The 14,457-nt window shown below is 64.5% G+C and carries 16 protein-coding genes and 4 tRNA genes; 2 read left to right on the top strand and 18 right to left on the bottom strand.

The window, feature by feature from the left end; genetic code table 11:
- Nucleotides 1–20: 20 nt before the first annotated feature.
- From LRG07_RS02470 to LRG07_RS02405, 14 genes are all read right to left on the bottom strand, one after another.
- The gene (locus LRG07_RS02470; protein WP_238641700.1) at nt 21–254 is read right to left on the bottom strand and encodes a DUF3262 family protein; all 234 of its coding nucleotides are present in this window, start codon (nt 252–254) and stop codon (nt 21–23) included.
- Nucleotides 251–562: an RAQPRD family integrative conjugative element protein gene (locus LRG07_RS02465; RefSeq protein WP_238641699.1), complete on the bottom strand. Its 312-nt coding sequence runs from the start codon at nt 560–562 to the stop codon at nt 251–253. Before LRG07_RS02465 ends, LRG07_RS02470 begins: the two co-directional genes overlap by 4 nt.
- Before the next feature lie 792 nt (nt 563–1,354).
- A complete protein-coding gene (locus LRG07_RS02460; RefSeq protein ID WP_238641698.1) occupies nt 1,355–1,582 on the bottom strand; it encodes a hypothetical protein in 228 nt (75 codons plus the stop codon).
- Between the two features lie 60 nt (nt 1,583–1,642).
- Nucleotides 1,643–2,593: an ArdC family protein gene (locus LRG07_RS02455; protein WP_238641697.1), complete on the bottom strand. Its 951-nt coding sequence runs from the start codon at nt 2,591–2,593 to the stop codon at nt 1,643–1,645.
- Between the two features lie 240 nt (nt 2,594–2,833).
- Entirely contained in the window at nt 2,834–3,235 is a 402-nt protein-coding gene (locus LRG07_RS02450; protein WP_238641696.1) for a hypothetical protein, read from the bottom strand.
- Nucleotides 3,236–3,355: 120 nt separating this feature from the next.
- A complete protein-coding gene (locus LRG07_RS02445) occupies nt 3,356–3,706 on the bottom strand; it encodes a hypothetical protein (RefSeq protein ID WP_238641695.1) in 351 nt (116 codons plus the stop codon).
- A 286-nt stretch (nt 3,707–3,992) separates the two neighbouring features.
- On the bottom strand, nt 3,993–4,697 hold the full coding sequence (locus LRG07_RS02440; protein ID WP_238641694.1) for a DUF3577 domain-containing protein: 705 nt from the start codon (nt 4,695–4,697) through the stop codon (nt 3,993–3,995).
- Nucleotides 4,698–4,888: 191 nt separating this feature from the next.
- Nucleotides 4,889–5,113, bottom strand: a complete 225-nt coding sequence (locus LRG07_RS02435) for a hypothetical protein (protein WP_238641693.1) — start codon at nt 5,111–5,113, stop codon at nt 4,889–4,891.
- Nucleotides 5,114–5,117: 4 nt separating this feature from the next.
- Nucleotides 5,118–7,340, bottom strand: a complete 2,223-nt coding sequence (locus tag LRG07_RS02430; protein WP_238641692.1) for a DNA topoisomerase III — start codon at nt 7,338–7,340, stop codon at nt 5,118–5,120.
- Between the two features lie 5 nt (nt 7,341–7,345).
- Entirely contained in the window at nt 7,346–7,966 is a 621-nt protein-coding gene (locus LRG07_RS02425) for a hypothetical protein (protein ID WP_201168828.1), read from the bottom strand.
- Between the two features lie 66 nt (nt 7,967–8,032).
- Entirely contained in the window at nt 8,033–8,464 is a 432-nt protein-coding gene (gene ssb / locus LRG07_RS02420) for a single-stranded DNA-binding protein (protein WP_238641691.1), read from the bottom strand.
- A gap of 71 nt (nt 8,465–8,535) precedes the next feature.
- Entirely contained in the window at nt 8,536–8,979 is a 444-nt protein-coding gene (locus LRG07_RS02415) for a hypothetical protein (RefSeq protein ID WP_201168821.1), read from the bottom strand.
- 236 nt (nt 8,980–9,215) lie between these two features.
- Complete coding sequence (locus tag LRG07_RS02410) at nt 9,216–9,962, bottom strand: PFL_4669 family integrating conjugative element protein (protein WP_255773101.1); 747 nt, start codon at nt 9,960–9,962, stop codon at nt 9,216–9,218.
- The gene (locus LRG07_RS02405) at nt 9,959–10,651 is read right to left on the bottom strand and encodes a PH domain-containing protein (RefSeq protein ID WP_201168816.1); all 693 of its coding nucleotides are present in this window, start codon (nt 10,649–10,651) and stop codon (nt 9,959–9,961) included. The genes LRG07_RS02410 and LRG07_RS02405 overlap by 4 nt, the downstream gene beginning before the upstream one ends.
- Nucleotides 10,652–10,810: 159 nt before the next feature.
- On the opposite strand from LRG07_RS02405, the gene mobH reads away from it, so the two are divergent.
- Both mobH and LRG07_RS02395 read left to right on the top strand, forming a co-directional pair.
- A complete protein-coding gene (gene mobH, locus LRG07_RS02400; RefSeq protein ID WP_238641689.1) occupies nt 10,811–12,514 on the top strand; it encodes a MobH family relaxase in 1,704 nt (567 codons plus the stop codon).
- 109 nt (nt 12,515–12,623) lie between these two features.
- On the top strand, nt 12,624–13,622 hold the full coding sequence (locus tag LRG07_RS02395) for a site-specific integrase (protein WP_238641688.1): 999 nt from the start codon (nt 12,624–12,626) through the stop codon (nt 13,620–13,622).
- A gap of 319 nt (nt 13,623–13,941) precedes the next feature.
- On the opposite strand, the gene LRG07_RS02390 is transcribed toward LRG07_RS02395, so the two are convergent.
- From LRG07_RS02390 to LRG07_RS02375, 4 genes are all read right to left on the bottom strand, one after another.
- A tRNA-Lys gene (locus tag LRG07_RS02390) sits at nt 13,942–14,017 on the bottom strand.
- 96 nt (nt 14,018–14,113) lie between these two features.
- Nucleotides 14,114–14,189: transfer RNA gene (locus LRG07_RS02385), tRNA-His, on the bottom strand.
- A 37-nt stretch (nt 14,190–14,226) separates the two neighbouring features.
- Nucleotides 14,227–14,303: transfer RNA gene (locus LRG07_RS02380), tRNA-Arg, on the bottom strand.
- Nucleotides 14,304–14,344: 41 nt separating this feature from the next.
- A tRNA-Pro gene (locus LRG07_RS02375) sits at nt 14,345–14,421 on the bottom strand.
- Between the last annotated feature and the right edge of the window lie 36 nt (nt 14,422–14,457).

Genomic DNA, 14,457 nt, shown 5'->3' with positions numbered 1-14,457 from the left:
ATTGACCCGTCCCCACACCGTCATCCCGGCCGCACGTAGACGGCGACAACCGTGACGACGATGACCGCTCGAATCGTGTACCAAAGCCACTCGGCGAACTCGGTCTCGCGTTTGCGAAACCCGTCGAATTGGGACAATGAGACCCAGGCGGCCCAAATAAAGTAGAAGGCCAATACAACGGCGCTGATCACCCAAATCAGGGTGCTCGGATCAACTGCTGACCAGGTCCCAAAAATATCGGGATCCCAATTCAACGTCGGTAATCTCCCTGTAGTGGATCGATCTGCCTTGGCTGTGGCTGGCGTGGCGCCTCGATATGCTCCTGGATGCCGTGGCGGACGCGCTCCAGGTCGCGACGCAGCCAGTCATAACGGAACTCCACGCGAGCATCCGGGTCGGATTGGGCTTTGGCTTCTTCGATCAGGGGCTCGAGCGCTTCAAGCTCATAAGCGAGCCGGGCGAGTGACTCGCGTTCCCCGTCCGTGGCACTGCCAAATGCATCCGGCACGCAACTGCCAAGGGAAATGGCCAGTAGTGCAGGGGCCGCAAAAGTCTTACGCATCGCGGGACTCCCGGCTTTTCCGACGGTAGGTTTTATGGTGCTGGGGATCGCTTGGGGGGTGTCGGCAAAAATGCAACTTCGGAGATGTGAGTTTTGGTGGGGCTCCCGGTCTAGGTTGATGCCGGGAGATTCGTCGAGAGGGGCCGGGTCGGCGATGGTTATGTGAGGCGGTCGTGGGGCAGACGTGTCTAGACAGCCGATGAGAATCATGGCCTCCGGGGGCATCAGTGATGCGCCGGTCCGCTTAATGGAGGGGGCGGACCAATGAGTGGTAGGCGCGGTTTGAACCGCACAAAGGGCCCGCTGTGCTAATCCGGCAGCGGGTAGCCGATGGTGTCAAAGATCGTGGGAGGCCTTGGAGCCTCCCCCAGCTGCTCGGGGATCAAGTAAGTAGCTGGGTGGAGGCAACAACCCCCATGATGTGTGAGGGGGGCCTGGTGGCTGGGTGGCCACCAGGCCCGACGATGCAGTGAAGGCCGGTTAAGCCGGCGTTGTGTCCGGATGGGGAGTCCGGATCTTAAGGTCCGCAAGCCAGGGGCTCCCGTTTGGCAGACCAGGGCCGACCGTCCGGAGACGGCGCCCTTCCTCCCGACCCGAAAGGGCTTCACCGGGGCCTGGATTCGCTCCAGGCGTGCGGTGTGCGTTTCTATTGTGCCATAGCCACATGAGTCACGTGGCTGAGCAGCAGCGGCAGCTGCACTCGCGGCCCGCGTCTTCCCGCAGGGGTCCGCGCGGGAGCCCCTCCGGGAAGACGCCGACCCCGGATGGAAGGTCGGCGACGCTAGTGCCTGATCACGTCATGACGAAACCTTCGACAACGGGCAAGTCGGGGTGGGTGGCCGCCGCTAGGGCCCTGGCTTCCGCGAGGTCGTTGCAGTCACGGATGTGTTCAGCGAGGTCGGTATCGATACGACGGCCGTAGACGCCCCAGAACTGGGCGTGCTCCGGGTTGACGCCGGGTTCAATGCAGTTGTCGTCGGCTTCAAGGCACGGCTCGATTTCGAGGCGGTAGTAGGACATAGCCCCTCCTGGTTGAGTGGGGCAAGCCCCAACCGGGGCCTGCCCCGGTTGGGGTGAGTATCAGGCTGCAGCACGCTCCTCGCTCTCGGTGGACCATTCGCTAAGCCCCTCAACCGAGGAGGACAAGTAGGCTGCAGCGTCTTTGGCTTCGCTCGAGGCCCGAAAGATGAAGGTCTTGTCGCCCCGGAGGGCCTTGAGCCACGAGGCGATGTAGCCCTCGTGGCGAAGGTCGCCTTGCATGCCTATCTCGGCGCAGAGGTAGGCACAGCTGAGCTCCGCAACGAGCTCCTCGAAGGCGTAGTCTTCGGAGCCGAAGCTCGCGGGCCGGATGACCGATGGCCGAGCCAAGCGGTCGCTGTGGCCGGTCCAGTGGGACAGCTCGTGGAGAAGGGTGGCGTAGAAGCCCTCCGAGGTGCCGAAGGACTCCTGCGGTGGCATCTGGATTCGATCCAGCTCCGGGGTGTAAGCAGCCCGCGTCCCTCGAAAGACGATGTCGGCTCCGCTGGCTTCTACGATGGCGTCAGCGGCCTCGACGGAGTCGAGCTCCTGGGACACAGTCCCTGGATGCCAGTAGCGCTCGTCGAGCCCCTCGACCTGGTCCAGGTTGAACAGCGTGAACCCCCGGATGAAGGGGACGATCTTCGTCTCAGGATTGCCCTCCTCATCGTAGACGGGGTTTCCTGCTCGGTCCTTCTTCTGAACGGGGATACGTTTGAAGAAGGTCGCCAGCGTGCCTTTCTCGCCCTTGCGGACGTGGCCTCCGGCCTCCTTGGCCTGCTTGAAGGTCAGCCAGCGGCTCGTCGAGTAGCCGCGGATGGCCTGCTCGGCCCAGAGTATGAGTGTGTTGGTCCCGCGGTAGGGGTGGTCGTTGAGGGCGTTGACGGGGAAGCCGCTCGCAATTGCGGCGGTCTTGTCGTCCCAGGGCTGAACCCAGGGCACGACGCCTTCCTCAAGGGCGTTGATGATCTTATCGGTGACCTCCTGGTAGAGATCGCGCTTCTGCTCGGCCATGGCCTGTCCTCCTCGATGCAGTGCCGGGGGGACAGACCGCCCCTGCCGGGTGCCTGTCCCCGGCGGGGTGGATTGAAGTGTGGCCCGACCGGCCTGGTGGCCGGCGCCCCGCTGCCCGGGCCGGGCGGGGCTTGGTGGGTACCGCGATGCGTTCGCGGCCGGCGTCTTCCCGCAGGGGTCGCGCAGGAGCCCCTCCGGGGAGACGCCGCGGAGCGGCGTCTAGCGTCGATTAGTAGCGTCCTACACCAAGGAAAGCCGTCGGCGTGCGAGGGCGTGGCGTCCGTGATCCGGGCATCGGATGGAGAACCCCCCCCCGCAATCGCGGAGGAAGTCCCGGAACTCCCGTAGGTCCTCGAGGCTGATGACCTCAGGCAGCCCTGCCGCCCGGCATTGGCCGCGGATTACGCGGATGAACTTGTCGGCCTCGCCACAGGCGAGTGCTTCGTCGAGCTCTTGCGCCAGCTCTCGGGAGTGGGTCGCACCCAGGCCGTCGCCGTCATCGGTATGAGGGCGTTCAACACGGCCGGCATTGTTAGCCAGCGCGGCAACCGCAGCCCACAGGGGGTGCCACCGCCACATATCCCGGGAAAAGCATGCGCCTTGGGCGTTGACGGGGTTGAGTCCCATGACGTCTATGCGCATGACCTGTCCTCCTCTCTGGAGCCGGGAGACAGGCCGCCCCCACCGGGAGCAGGACCTGCCCCCGGCGGGGTGGATTGAAGTGTGGCCCGACCGGCCTGGTGGCCGGCGGCCGCGGTAGGCTCATAAGATCCGGAATCCTCCGCAGTCGCGGAGGAAATCCCGGAACTCCAGGAGGTCCTCAAGGCTGATGGCGCCAGGCATCCCCATCCTGCGACATTCCGCGCTCGTAGCACGCACGGATTCGTCCGCTTTCCCATCAACAAGGGCTTGGTCGATCCGTTGTGCCAGCTCCGATGATCCCTCAGCGTCGAGGCCATCCCCGTCATTCGTGTGAGGGAGCTCGACCCTGTCGGCGACATCAGGTGCGATAGAGGCGACGGTATCCCAGAGGGGGTGCCACCCCCAGATATTCCGCCGGAAATACGCGCCGCGCTCACTGCTGGGGTTAACACCCACGACGTCCATACCCATGACCTGTCCTCCTATGTGGAGCCGGGAAACAGGCCGCCCCCAACCGGGAGCAGGACCTGCCCCCGGCGGGGTGGATTGAAGTGTGGCCCGACCGGCCTGGTGGCCGGCGCCCCGCTGCCCGGGCCGTAGGGGCTTGGAGAGGGCGCCACGGTGCGCTCGTGGCCGGCGTCTTGCCGGAGCGGACGGCGCGCGCGCCGCTCGGGCAAGACGCCGGAGCGTCTTGCCTTCCTCGCCCACTTGTAAAAGAGCGAGGCCCACCCCGTCTTCGCGCGGGGTGGGCTGGGCCTCAGGCGGGTGCCGGTTCAGCGACCGGCTTGCGCCAGACCCGTTCCTTGGGGTCGAAGCGGTAGCCAGCCTTCTTGAGCCGCTCCTTCTTCGTCTGGAAGTGCGGGTCATCCTTCGAGAGCTGGATGACGTCGCCTCCCGAGGAGTCGGCCCCTTGGCCTCGTGCCTGGTCGCCGGCCGGTGACTCGGCCGGCCCCAAGGCATCCTCCCGCTCGCCCTCGTTGCTGGTGCTCCGGATGCCCCCCTCCTCGGAGGACGGCTCGGCCGGCTCAGCACCGTCATGCGGAGCGTGTTGCTCGCGGTCGGCGGCTGGGTGAGGAATGGCCGCGGTGTGAACCGTCTCACCATTGACCTTCACCCACTCGAGCCGCAGCAGGCGCCCCTTGATGGTGACGCCGTACTCGCCGGCTCGCTGACCGGAGCGATAGACGAAGGCCTCGGGGTAGATGTCCCCGATCTTGAAGCGGGCGAGAACCTTCTCGCTGCGATCATTGATGGCCTGCTCGAGGCGCTCGACGACTTCCTGCGCCTCCCGGCCGGTCACCCGGCAATCGATCCGGGTGTAGTCAACGTCATCGGGATGGCCGTACAGGGCGTTCACCTCGACCGCCCAGAACGGTTCCCCCTTGCGCGGGCGGACCTCGCGGGCCCGGTTGAGGTAGGCAATACCGTGGGTATGAAGGTTGAAGTAGGCCTTCTCAGACATGGCGCCCTCCCATCATGGATAAAGCTGGGGAAGGCGCCATCCCTGCCGGGGAGCGCTTCCCCAGCAGGGTGAGTTGCGTGGAGCTGATGACCCGACCGGCCTGAAGGCCGGCGCCCCGCTGCCCGGGTCGGGCGGGGCTTGGTGTGCCGTGATTAGCTCACGGCGGGCCTGTTAGAAAATAGCGAACCTTGTTATGAGCGGTTTGTCAAGTGCTCGTCGATCGCCGGCTCAACCTGGGTCAGTTCCCGCACGTCGGCCTGTACCCACACGCCGTCATCGATGCGCAACAGCGTCCGGCGTAGAGGGTCATCGGGGTCGTAGTCCAGGACCTCGCACTCGCCGTGCAGGGGGTGTCGAACCCAGGCGGTCGGTGCGCAGTAGCCTCGTCGCTGTTGATCGAATGTCACCACACGCATTGCTCTACCTCCGCTGCTCAAAGATCAGCTTCAGCTGACCTTGCTCCACGCGCGCGGGAGCATCGAAGCGTTTGCCGGTCTTGCGGCTGCGCAGCCCCCGCAGATGCACCGTCTGGCCGGCGAGGAGCGCCTGGGCTTGGCGCACGGTAAGTTTTTTCCCGGCCGTCTCATACCAGACCCGCGCCTGGCAGGTATCGCACTGCCACGCACGGGCTTTCGCGTAGATGGTCCCGCCGCAGCCACACTCGCCTACCGGGCGATTCTGCTTGGGCTCAGCCGGCCGTCCGTTCGCATCCGGGCGCGTCGCCGTGCAGTCGGGGTAGCCGCTGCAGCCCCAGAACGCGCCATGCTTGCCTTTGCGCCGGCGCATTGGCCGGCCGCAGGAAGGGCAGGCGTGAGTCTCGGCGCCATCGATGGCGATGGCCTCGGAGCCGGCGTTCTGGACCTGGCCCACGAGGCTATGAACCCATGCGGCTTGCTGTTCCAGGAACACAGCCATGTCGCCGCGTCCGTCGGCGATCTCGCCCAGCGCCTCCTCCCAACGGGCTGTCGTCGCGGGATCGCTTACCTCCTCAGGAACAGCGTCGATCAGGGCGCGGCCGGCCTCAGTGGCGCGGAGCGCGCGCTTGCGGCGCACCAGGTACCCGCGCTGTTGCAGGGTCTCGATGATGCCGGCCCGGGTTGCCTCAGTGCCGATGCCGCTCGTCTCCTTGAGCGTCTTCCGCAGCTGGGGATCCTCGACGACGTCGGCGACGCGCTTCATCGCCGCGAGCAACGTGCCGGCTGTGTAGGGGCGCGGTGGTTTCGTTTCGCGCTCCTGGAGCTCGGCTGCCTCGAGGCGTACCGGGTCCTGCTCATGGACCGGCGGTAGTGGTTGCTCCTGCTCTCCGGCGCGGTCCTGGCCGAGTACGGCTCGCCAGCCGGAGACGCGGATGGAGCGGCCCTTGGCGGCGAAGGTATCGGTAGCAGTCGCGACCTCGATTACGGCCTCGTCGTACTCGCAGGGCGGATAGAACTGTGCCAGGTAGTGGGCCCGGATGAGCTCGTAGAGCCGGCGTTCGCGCTGGTTCATTGCCGAGACGTCGATCGCCGCGCCGGTCGGAATGATCGCGTGGTGAGCGGTGATCTTCTCGTCGTTCCAGGCCCGAGAGCGGCGCTGAGGATCGGCGCCCTCGACCTGCTCCAAGATCGTTGGGTCCGAACTCGCCAGGGCCTGGAGCACCTGGGTCGCCTCAACATGCTGGCTGGTTGGCAGGTAGCGGCAGTCGGTACGGGGGTAGGTGATTGCTTTATGGCGCTCGTAAAGGGCCTGGGCCGCGTCGAGCACCTCCTGGGCGGAATCGCCCCAGCGCTGGTCCCCGGCTTGTTGCAGGCTCGAGAGGTCCAGCGGCAGCGGTGGGGACGCCCGATGGCGCTCGGTCTGCGCCCGAGTCACCTGCGCGTCAGCGCCCTCGGTGCGTTCGGCGGCGGCCTGCGCGGCTGAGCGGTCGATGCAGCGGCCCTCGCTATCCCGCTGTCCCGTTGGCTGCCACCTAGCCGTCCAGGCGCCCTGGGCGTGGCGGCATTGGACATGGACCTCGTAGTAGGGGTGTGGCCGGAACTGCTCGATGGCGCGATCACGCTCGACGACGAGCCGCAGCGTCGGGGTCTGGACCCGGCCGACGGAGAGCACGCCCTGGTGGCCGCGCTGCTGGGCGGTCAGGGTGAAGGCCCGGGTCAGATTCATACCGATGAGCCAGTCGGCTCGAGACCGGGCCAGCCCGGCCTGGTACAGCGGCTCGGTGCGGTTGCCGTCGAGAAGCTGCGCCAGCGCCTGGCGTATGCTGGCTGGATCAAGGGCCGACAGCCACAGTCGCCGCACAGGGCCACGGTAGCCGGCATGATCCAGGATCTCGCGCCCGATGGTCTCCCCTTCACGGTCCGCGTCCGTCGCCAGGACCACCTCGTCGGCCTGGCTCAGTAGACGCCTGACGATGCGGTACTGCTCTTTGGCCTTAGGCCGAACCTGCAGCTGCCACTGCCGCGGGAGGATCGGTAGGGTCTCGAGCCGCCACTGGCCCAGCTGCTCGTCGTAGGCCTCGGGCGGCGCCATGGCAAGTAGATGGCCGAAGCCCCACGTCACCGCGACGCCGGAGCCATGCTGGCAGCCGGCGTCGCGGCGTGTGGCACCCAGCTCGCGGGCGATGTCCCGGGCCTGAGAAGGCTTTTCGCAGAGGTAAAGCTGCATGGCCTTTACTCCAGGGCGCCCTCAAGCTGCTCGGTGAGGTTGCGCTCGAACGCCTCGGGATCGGAAGGCCACGGTGCGTGATCCTCGGGGCGTCCCCATCCGGCAAAGAACTGGTGATACGCCGCACGAACACGGGTGCGATCCTGCTCCCGCTCGAGGTCCACTTGCAGGACGACGCGGTCGTCACCGATCTCTGCGGCGTCGCGCAGGGAGTAGTAGGCCCCCGGCTCGCTGATGTAGTGATAAAGGCCGGTGTCCTCGGCCAGCTCGTGATTATGGCGCTGAGCCGGAGTCTTGTAGCCGAAGGTTTGGCGCACGCGGTTGTACGCGGTATCGACATCGAGATCCGCGAGCTCCTCGTAGGCGATCACGTACCCATCATCGGTTTGCGGCGCATCGGTGAGCTCGTCAGGTAGAGGCGGCGGCTCCGAGGGGTCGCCCTGGTCCGGAGTTTCCGCGCCGGCGTCGGCGCTTCGCTCGTCGTCCTCGCCCTCATCCGTCTCGAACAAGGCGCCTGTATCTAGGGTGTACTCGACGTCATCGCGCTCATCCTCCTGGATCATGGCGCAGCCGGTCGCCAAAGCAGACGAGAGGAGCGCAGTAATCGTGGTGTGCTTCGGCTTCATAGTCCGCCCTCCTGTGGCGATCAGTCGCTAAAATCGACGAAAAGCGTAAAAATGCCGGAGTCGGCACTATGAAGTATTTGCGCTTCCGGGGGCATTCGCCACCGCGCCATCGCTGTCCGAGGTGTTCTCCTCTTGGGCGTTATGTCGGCGGCGTATGGTGAGGGAGTCGATCCTTCCCAGATCCGGGTCAACGTGGCGGGCGCGGATCTCCAGTTGGCGACGCTCCTCGCCGGTCTCCTTGTCCACCCATTGCGACTCGAAAAGCTCACCTTCGACAGCAACCCGCGTGCCCTTGGGCAGGAGTCGGGCTGCGGTTTCGGCGCGGGAGCCCCAGAGGCTCACGTTGGCCCAGAAGCCACCGCGCTCGTTAAAGCCACCTTCGCCGTTGGGGATGGGTCGATCGAAGTAGACCCGCAGGTTGGCAACTGGTGTGTCCTGGGCGTGGCGCAAGGTGGGTGTCGCACCAAGATTGCCTCGGCCACGGAAGAAATTGGCCATGGCTGCGTCCTCCTGCTGGGTGGTGGTTACCCAGTCTGGGAGGATGTGCCAATTCGCGGGTCAAAAAACGTTCACTGCGATGACCAATTTCGCTCTAGCGCATCGAGCTGAGCCATGTGCTCGGCGAAGCGCTTCAGCATGCGCAACTCGGCGTTCGCGACGCTGGCCCGGGTATTGAGTCGCTGGGCCTCGCGGTCAATGCTGAGCCACGCGAGACGAGTCAGCTGTGGGACGTTCTGGTGTTCCAAGTGTTCTTGGACCTGCTCCGAGGTAAAGCTGAGCCAGGATTGTCGAGACTCCCTGGTGCCTCCGAGGCGCCAGCGGATCACCGGGGCCCGTTCGTTGCCGCTGGCATGGATGCCGGGGTAGATCGGCCTGGGCTGGGTCGGCCACTGACGCCGAAATCGTTCTACGAGGGCCCTCATCTCTTCGCAGGTGCAGAGCAAGCTCTTCTCCAGCTCGGCTGACCGCTTACGAGCCTGTTCGATAGCGTCCGGTGCGTCGAGCTCGATCATGGATCCAACGCCTCCCTTACCCTTAAAGGGCCCTTTAAAAGGGGTGGTAGTCGCAGTCGGTGACTCAACCCGCCCTCATTGGACCATGCATCTGGGATCACGGCGCATGGTGGCCAGTCATGATGGGTGACCAGGGGGTGCTACGTGCACCCCCTAAGACGCTTATCGTTACCGGCTGATGCATAAGGATGTGGGGGTGCTACGTGCACCGCCCCCCCTTCCGGTGGGGCGAGGCGCTAAGTGACATCGTTATCGGCCGCTGCCTGATCGGCCTGGATTGCCGGTGCAACCTCGGCACGCAGCGTGCCTTCGATGATCGCCCGCGGTGGTTCGCCCCATTCCTCGATCATCTGCTGTGCAGCGGGTGTGGGTTGTTCTAGGTCGGGGCGTTTGACCGCACGGTAGCGCCAGCCCTGCGGGATGTGGAACACCCCGCGAACAAGGCGTCCCCCTTCATAGAGGCGTCGCTCGCTGTCGTCGCGATTCAGTAGCCCGACATGGCGCGCCGTAAGCACGGCTCTCGCGTACTGGTCGAACTCGGCGATTAGATAGGCGCCCATGTACCCGTAAGGCGAAGTGAAGGACAGAGGGACCTGGATCGGTCGGAGGCTTTCAGCAAGTTCGATCTCGACCGCTGGCATCGATTGCAGGGCCTGATCCATCTGCTCGCGCAAAGCTTCAAGGCCTTGTCGATTCTCTTGTACGGCCTCGTGAGTTTGGAGCAGAAGCCAGTCTGCCCATGGGTCATCTCTGCTGGCCGCGTTCCAGATGCCTCGCATGAGTGTGGCGAAGCGAGTCAGGCCTATGATCTCGGCTTTATGCGGCTCCTGGCGGCGACTGCGGCCATGCACCAAACGCTGAGCCTGCCGTGTTTGGATGGTCATACGTGCCTGGCCTCGAAGCCCGCCTGGTTTCTGCGAGCTGCTACACGCGGCCAAAGGTTGTTGCTCACTGCAGATGGTCGCGAAACTTCCACGGCTCATCGCCAAGCTCCTCTAGTAGCGGCATCAATGCGGGTTTGAATTTCGTCGAGGATGGTCTGGGGGTTTTTGATGTCGCGCAGGTGGACCTCTCCAGAGTCCCCGGTCCCGGCTGAGGAGACGTGCACGGAGCCGATCCTGAGTAGGCGGTCGATAAAACCTTGCCTGAGCGTGGGAATCCTGGCATGCCGGTAATCAATCGACCGCCGTTGTCGGCGGATAATACCTTCCTGCGCAACCAGTCGGTCTGCCCCGAGCTCGTATCGGAAGGAGAAAACGTTCAGGAAAAGGCGAAAACTGCCCCAGGCGAATAGCATCAGCCCGATGGTCGCGACCGAGGCAGCCACCAATGAGGCCTCTAACCAGGAGGGCTCCCACAGCGCAAACTGAGCCAGCGTCCCGGATAGGTTGCGGCCCAGCTGCTCTCCGTTACTGGAACTTAGAACAAGGCCCCCGCCGATTGCGGTTTGTACCAAGGGGGTGGTCTGCGCACGCCATGCTGGTCGCAAGCGGACCGGTGGCTGTGAGCGCAGAGCGTGTTGGTTATCACTCACGCTGCAGTCCGGCCGCAGGGCGTAGCCATTGCCATGCTCCACAAGCGTAAATCTCGTACCGCTGAAGCGATGGAGCACATGTCGGATATGAGTAGCTTCTGCCTTGGTCCACGGCTGTTGTCGATGATTCAAAATCATCGGGCTACCTCCCGTTGCCACGCGCCTTAGTCAGACTATGAATCTCGCCAACAGCCGAAGAAGGGAAAACGCAGAAGCGGGAAGCAGGAATTCTCGCTCTGGTCTGCTGTGGTGACGAGCAGTCTTGGGGATCCACGGTGTCGAGAGCGAAGAGGCTGGATGCTGGGTTTATTCTCGCAGCTTCGATCGCGTGCGAAGGAGGACCCAAAGGAGCCACCGCGCCCCGGTCTCCTGCCTGTCTGCTCAGCGGGGAGGCTGCTGCGAGCCCCTGAGCGGGTTAAACGCGTGCGCAAGATCGTCCAGCTCACAGCGTTCCCGGTGACGCACCGGGTAGAGCTGGTGGATTCCCTGCTGAGGTCGTTCGCGGGTTTGGTGCAGGAGCTGCCAGCCTCGGAGACCCACCACCATGCCGGGAGAGGGGGGCTGCTGGATCACGGTCTGGAGACGGCGATCTACAGCTTGCAGCGGCGTCAGGGGCACGTCCTGCCTCCGCGCGCCGAGCCGGAGCGCGTCGTTCACGAAGCGGATGCCTGGACGTATGCCTTGCTGGCTTTGGCCCTTGTCCATGATCTCGGGAAAGTCGTTGTGGATCAGCGGATCACGCTCTACGGCTCGGGTGGGCAAAAGTTGCGGCTGTGGGAGCCTTGGTACGGGACCATGTCCGATATGGGGGCTGTTTGGTACGCGGTTCGATATGCCTCGGGGAGGGTGCATCGGCTGCATGAGCCTGCCTCAGCCCTGCTAGCTCATCGGGTAATCCCTGCGTCAGGGCTCGCCTGGATCGCTCGCCATCCTGACCTCTTCTCGCTTTGGGCCGCTGCTCTCCAGGGTCGGCTTGAGGATGCCGGCATTCTCGGGCAGTTGCTGCAGCAGGGGGATCGCGAGTCTGTTGCACGGAGTCTCGGTGGGGAGCTCCCTGAGCCGCTCGCCGCTGTTAAAGAGCCCTTGGGCGAGCGGCTGCTGAAGACGCTCCGTTACCTCTTCCGGGAGAAGGGTATGCCGTTGAATCGCAACGGGGCGGCTGGGTGGCTCAAGGGAGAGGACCTGTGGCTGGTTTCCAAACGGGTTGCGGACGCGCTCCGGGAGCAGCTCCACGAGGAGGGGTTCCACTCATTGCCTTCTCGCAACGAGAGGCTCTTCGATGTCCTCCAGGAGCAGGGGGTTGTGGTGCCCAGCGGCGATAGGGCCATCTGGAAAGCTTGGGTGACGGGCGATGGATGGCGGCACGAGCTGACGCTACTCAGGGTAGAGGCGTCTCGGATTTGGCCCGAACCTGAGCAGCGTCCCTCCGAGTTTGAGGGTAGCGTCGAGCCGGTCACGGAAGAGCAGGGCACAGGCTCACCGGTCGAGCCGGCGCCCGGTGGCGAGGAGCCTGGTGTAACGGCCGAGGAGGAGGGGCAATCCGCGGACAAGCTGGATTCCGTGGGTGATGATCGTTCTGCTCAGGTTGGTGAGCGGGCTGAGTCTGCGGCGGCGTTGCCGGATGACGCAGACCCAGGCGACGCTTTCTGGCTGTGGCTCACCCATCGCCTTGGCCGGGGGGAGCTGGCGGTTAATCAGCGGGATGCCCGGCTCCACGTTGTAGAGCTCGAGGATGGCAGCCACGGCTTGCTGCTCGTCAGTCCTGGGATTTTTCAGGATTACGGGCGAGAGCAGGGCCAGGAGTGGCAGCGCGTGCAGAGGCGCTTCCTTAAGAAGCAGCTGCATCGGAAAGCGCCGGATGGGACCAACATCCATCGTTACGTTGCCAAGGGGCAAAGAAGGGCTAGTGAGCTTAAGGGCGTCGTTATCCCCGAGGCAGCCCAGCTGTTCTCCAGCCCTCCAAATCCCAATCCATTCGTATGCGCGCATTGGTCGCGTTAGGAAGTGGTATGTTCTCTCCTCGGGGAAATTGAAAAGAGCCAGGGGCTTGTTTTTAAAGTGCCGTCCTGCTGCTCACTCACGTGAGAGTAGGAGGCAAGGAGGCGCCATCATGGCCCCTGAAGAGAGCTCCCTGGACACGGAAGACCGGGGAGGGCGGACGCTCGGCGAGCTATTCCAGCTCTACTGTCAGGTTCGTGCCCTGCAGCCCGACACTGTCCGCACCTATCGCCTGGTCTGTCGACGGTTTGAGGCCGATCAGAGAGTTCGTCTGTTGGAAGAGGTGACGCGTGACCGATTGTTGGGGTGGCGGAGCCAGATCCTCAGGCGGGCTTCGCCAACCACATGGAACACCTATCGACGCCACCTCCGCGCGCTTCTGCGTTACGCGGAGGAGATCGGTTGGATCGAAGAAAACCCTTTCAGGCATGTACCTACGGCCCCGGAGCCGTGGAACCGCAAGAAACGGGTCAGCCAGACCGTGCTTGCGCGCGCGCTTGATACGCTCGGCCGGGAAGGCGAAACGCTCCAGCCGCGCTGGTTCTGGCGCTCGGTTCTGATCACGTTCTATTACACGGGGATGCGCCGGCGACAGCTGATGCACCTCGTTTGGCGCGATTACGACTCAAGGCGCGCCGCGTTGCTGCTGGTCAGCGAGACCAGCAAGACTCGCAAGGAGTGGGAGATCCCGGTCCCGCGGCCTGTTCAGCAGGAGTTTGTTGTCCTCTGGCAGGAGGCGGCGCGAGTCCTTGGCGCCCCGCCGAGCGGGGATCGAGCCATCTTCGACCTGCCGCTGTTCAGGCCCGCGCCATCACGCCGGCAAAAATACTTCGCTAAGACCGGCCTCACCGGCGAGCAGGTGTCTGGCTTCTTCCGACGTCTCTCCGATGAGCTGGGGGAGTCGATCACCGCGCATCGGTTGCGCCACACTTGTGCCAGCGAGATTGCTGGGCAACATCAACCAGACCTGCGTGGCTTGCAGCAGCTCCTCGGGCATAGCAGCCTAGTGACCACGATGCAGTACGTGGAACCGGACCTAGGGCAGCTGCATCGACTGGTAGATGGCCTGCCGGACCCACGGGGGTCAGGTGGCGGGCGACGGCGAAGGTAGATCAGAAGGGCTCGGTGCTTGACTGGGGCGCTTAGTCATGCGGTGATGGGAAGCGAATATGGCTGCGGCGCATCGGGGGTGTGCTGCAGCAAGTGAAGCGGGGAGGTGTGTTTAGGCGATTTGAGCGGGATAGCAGGTCGAACCCCTACCGCGGTTCGAGCACTATCAAGTGTTGTTTGCCCAGGGGTCACAAGGAAGTGGGAGAAGAGCCGGTGTGGCCGCACCGGCTCTTCGGAGCCCGCCAACGGGGAGTCAAGCGGGCTCGCCCCTGGCTCGGTATCTACCTTGGCATACGTAGGGTTGCCAATGGTAGCGAAGCTGGTGGGCCGCCAAGGACTCGAACCTTGAACCTACTGATTAAGAGTCAGCTGCTCTACCAATTGAGCTAGCGGCCCGTTTGAGAGGGACTTATTGTGCCAAGCCGTTGCCGGTCAGGCAAGTTGCTCCCGGCAACGAAAAAGGCCCGGCGCACCGGGCCTGATCGTGTTGGATGGGGTGAGCGATGGGACTCGAACCCACGACCACCGGAGCCACAATCCGGGGCTCTACCAGCTGAGCTACGCCCACCACCGTAAACCGTTGTACCCTGCCTGCGCTGCGCAAATGGCGCGCCCGGCAGGGTTCGAACCTGCAACCGTCGGCTTAGAAGGCCGATGCTCTATCCGATTGAGCTACGGGCGCAGTGCTCGGCAGTTCGTGCCACGACCGCCTGGCTATCCAGGTGGTCGGGGTGGAGGGATTTGAACCCCCGACTCCCTGCTCCCAAAGCAGGTGCGCTACCAGACTGCGCTACACCCCGTAGGGTCACCGCAGGTCCGCGCTGACCGCCGCGGTC

It is taken from the genome of Halorhodospira sp. 9622 (assembly GCF_022228025.1).
GTDB lineage: Bacteria > Pseudomonadota > Gammaproteobacteria > Nitrococcales > Halorhodospiraceae > Halorhodospira > Halorhodospira halophila_A.
This window is presented reverse-complemented; position numbering and strand designations above follow the sequence as displayed.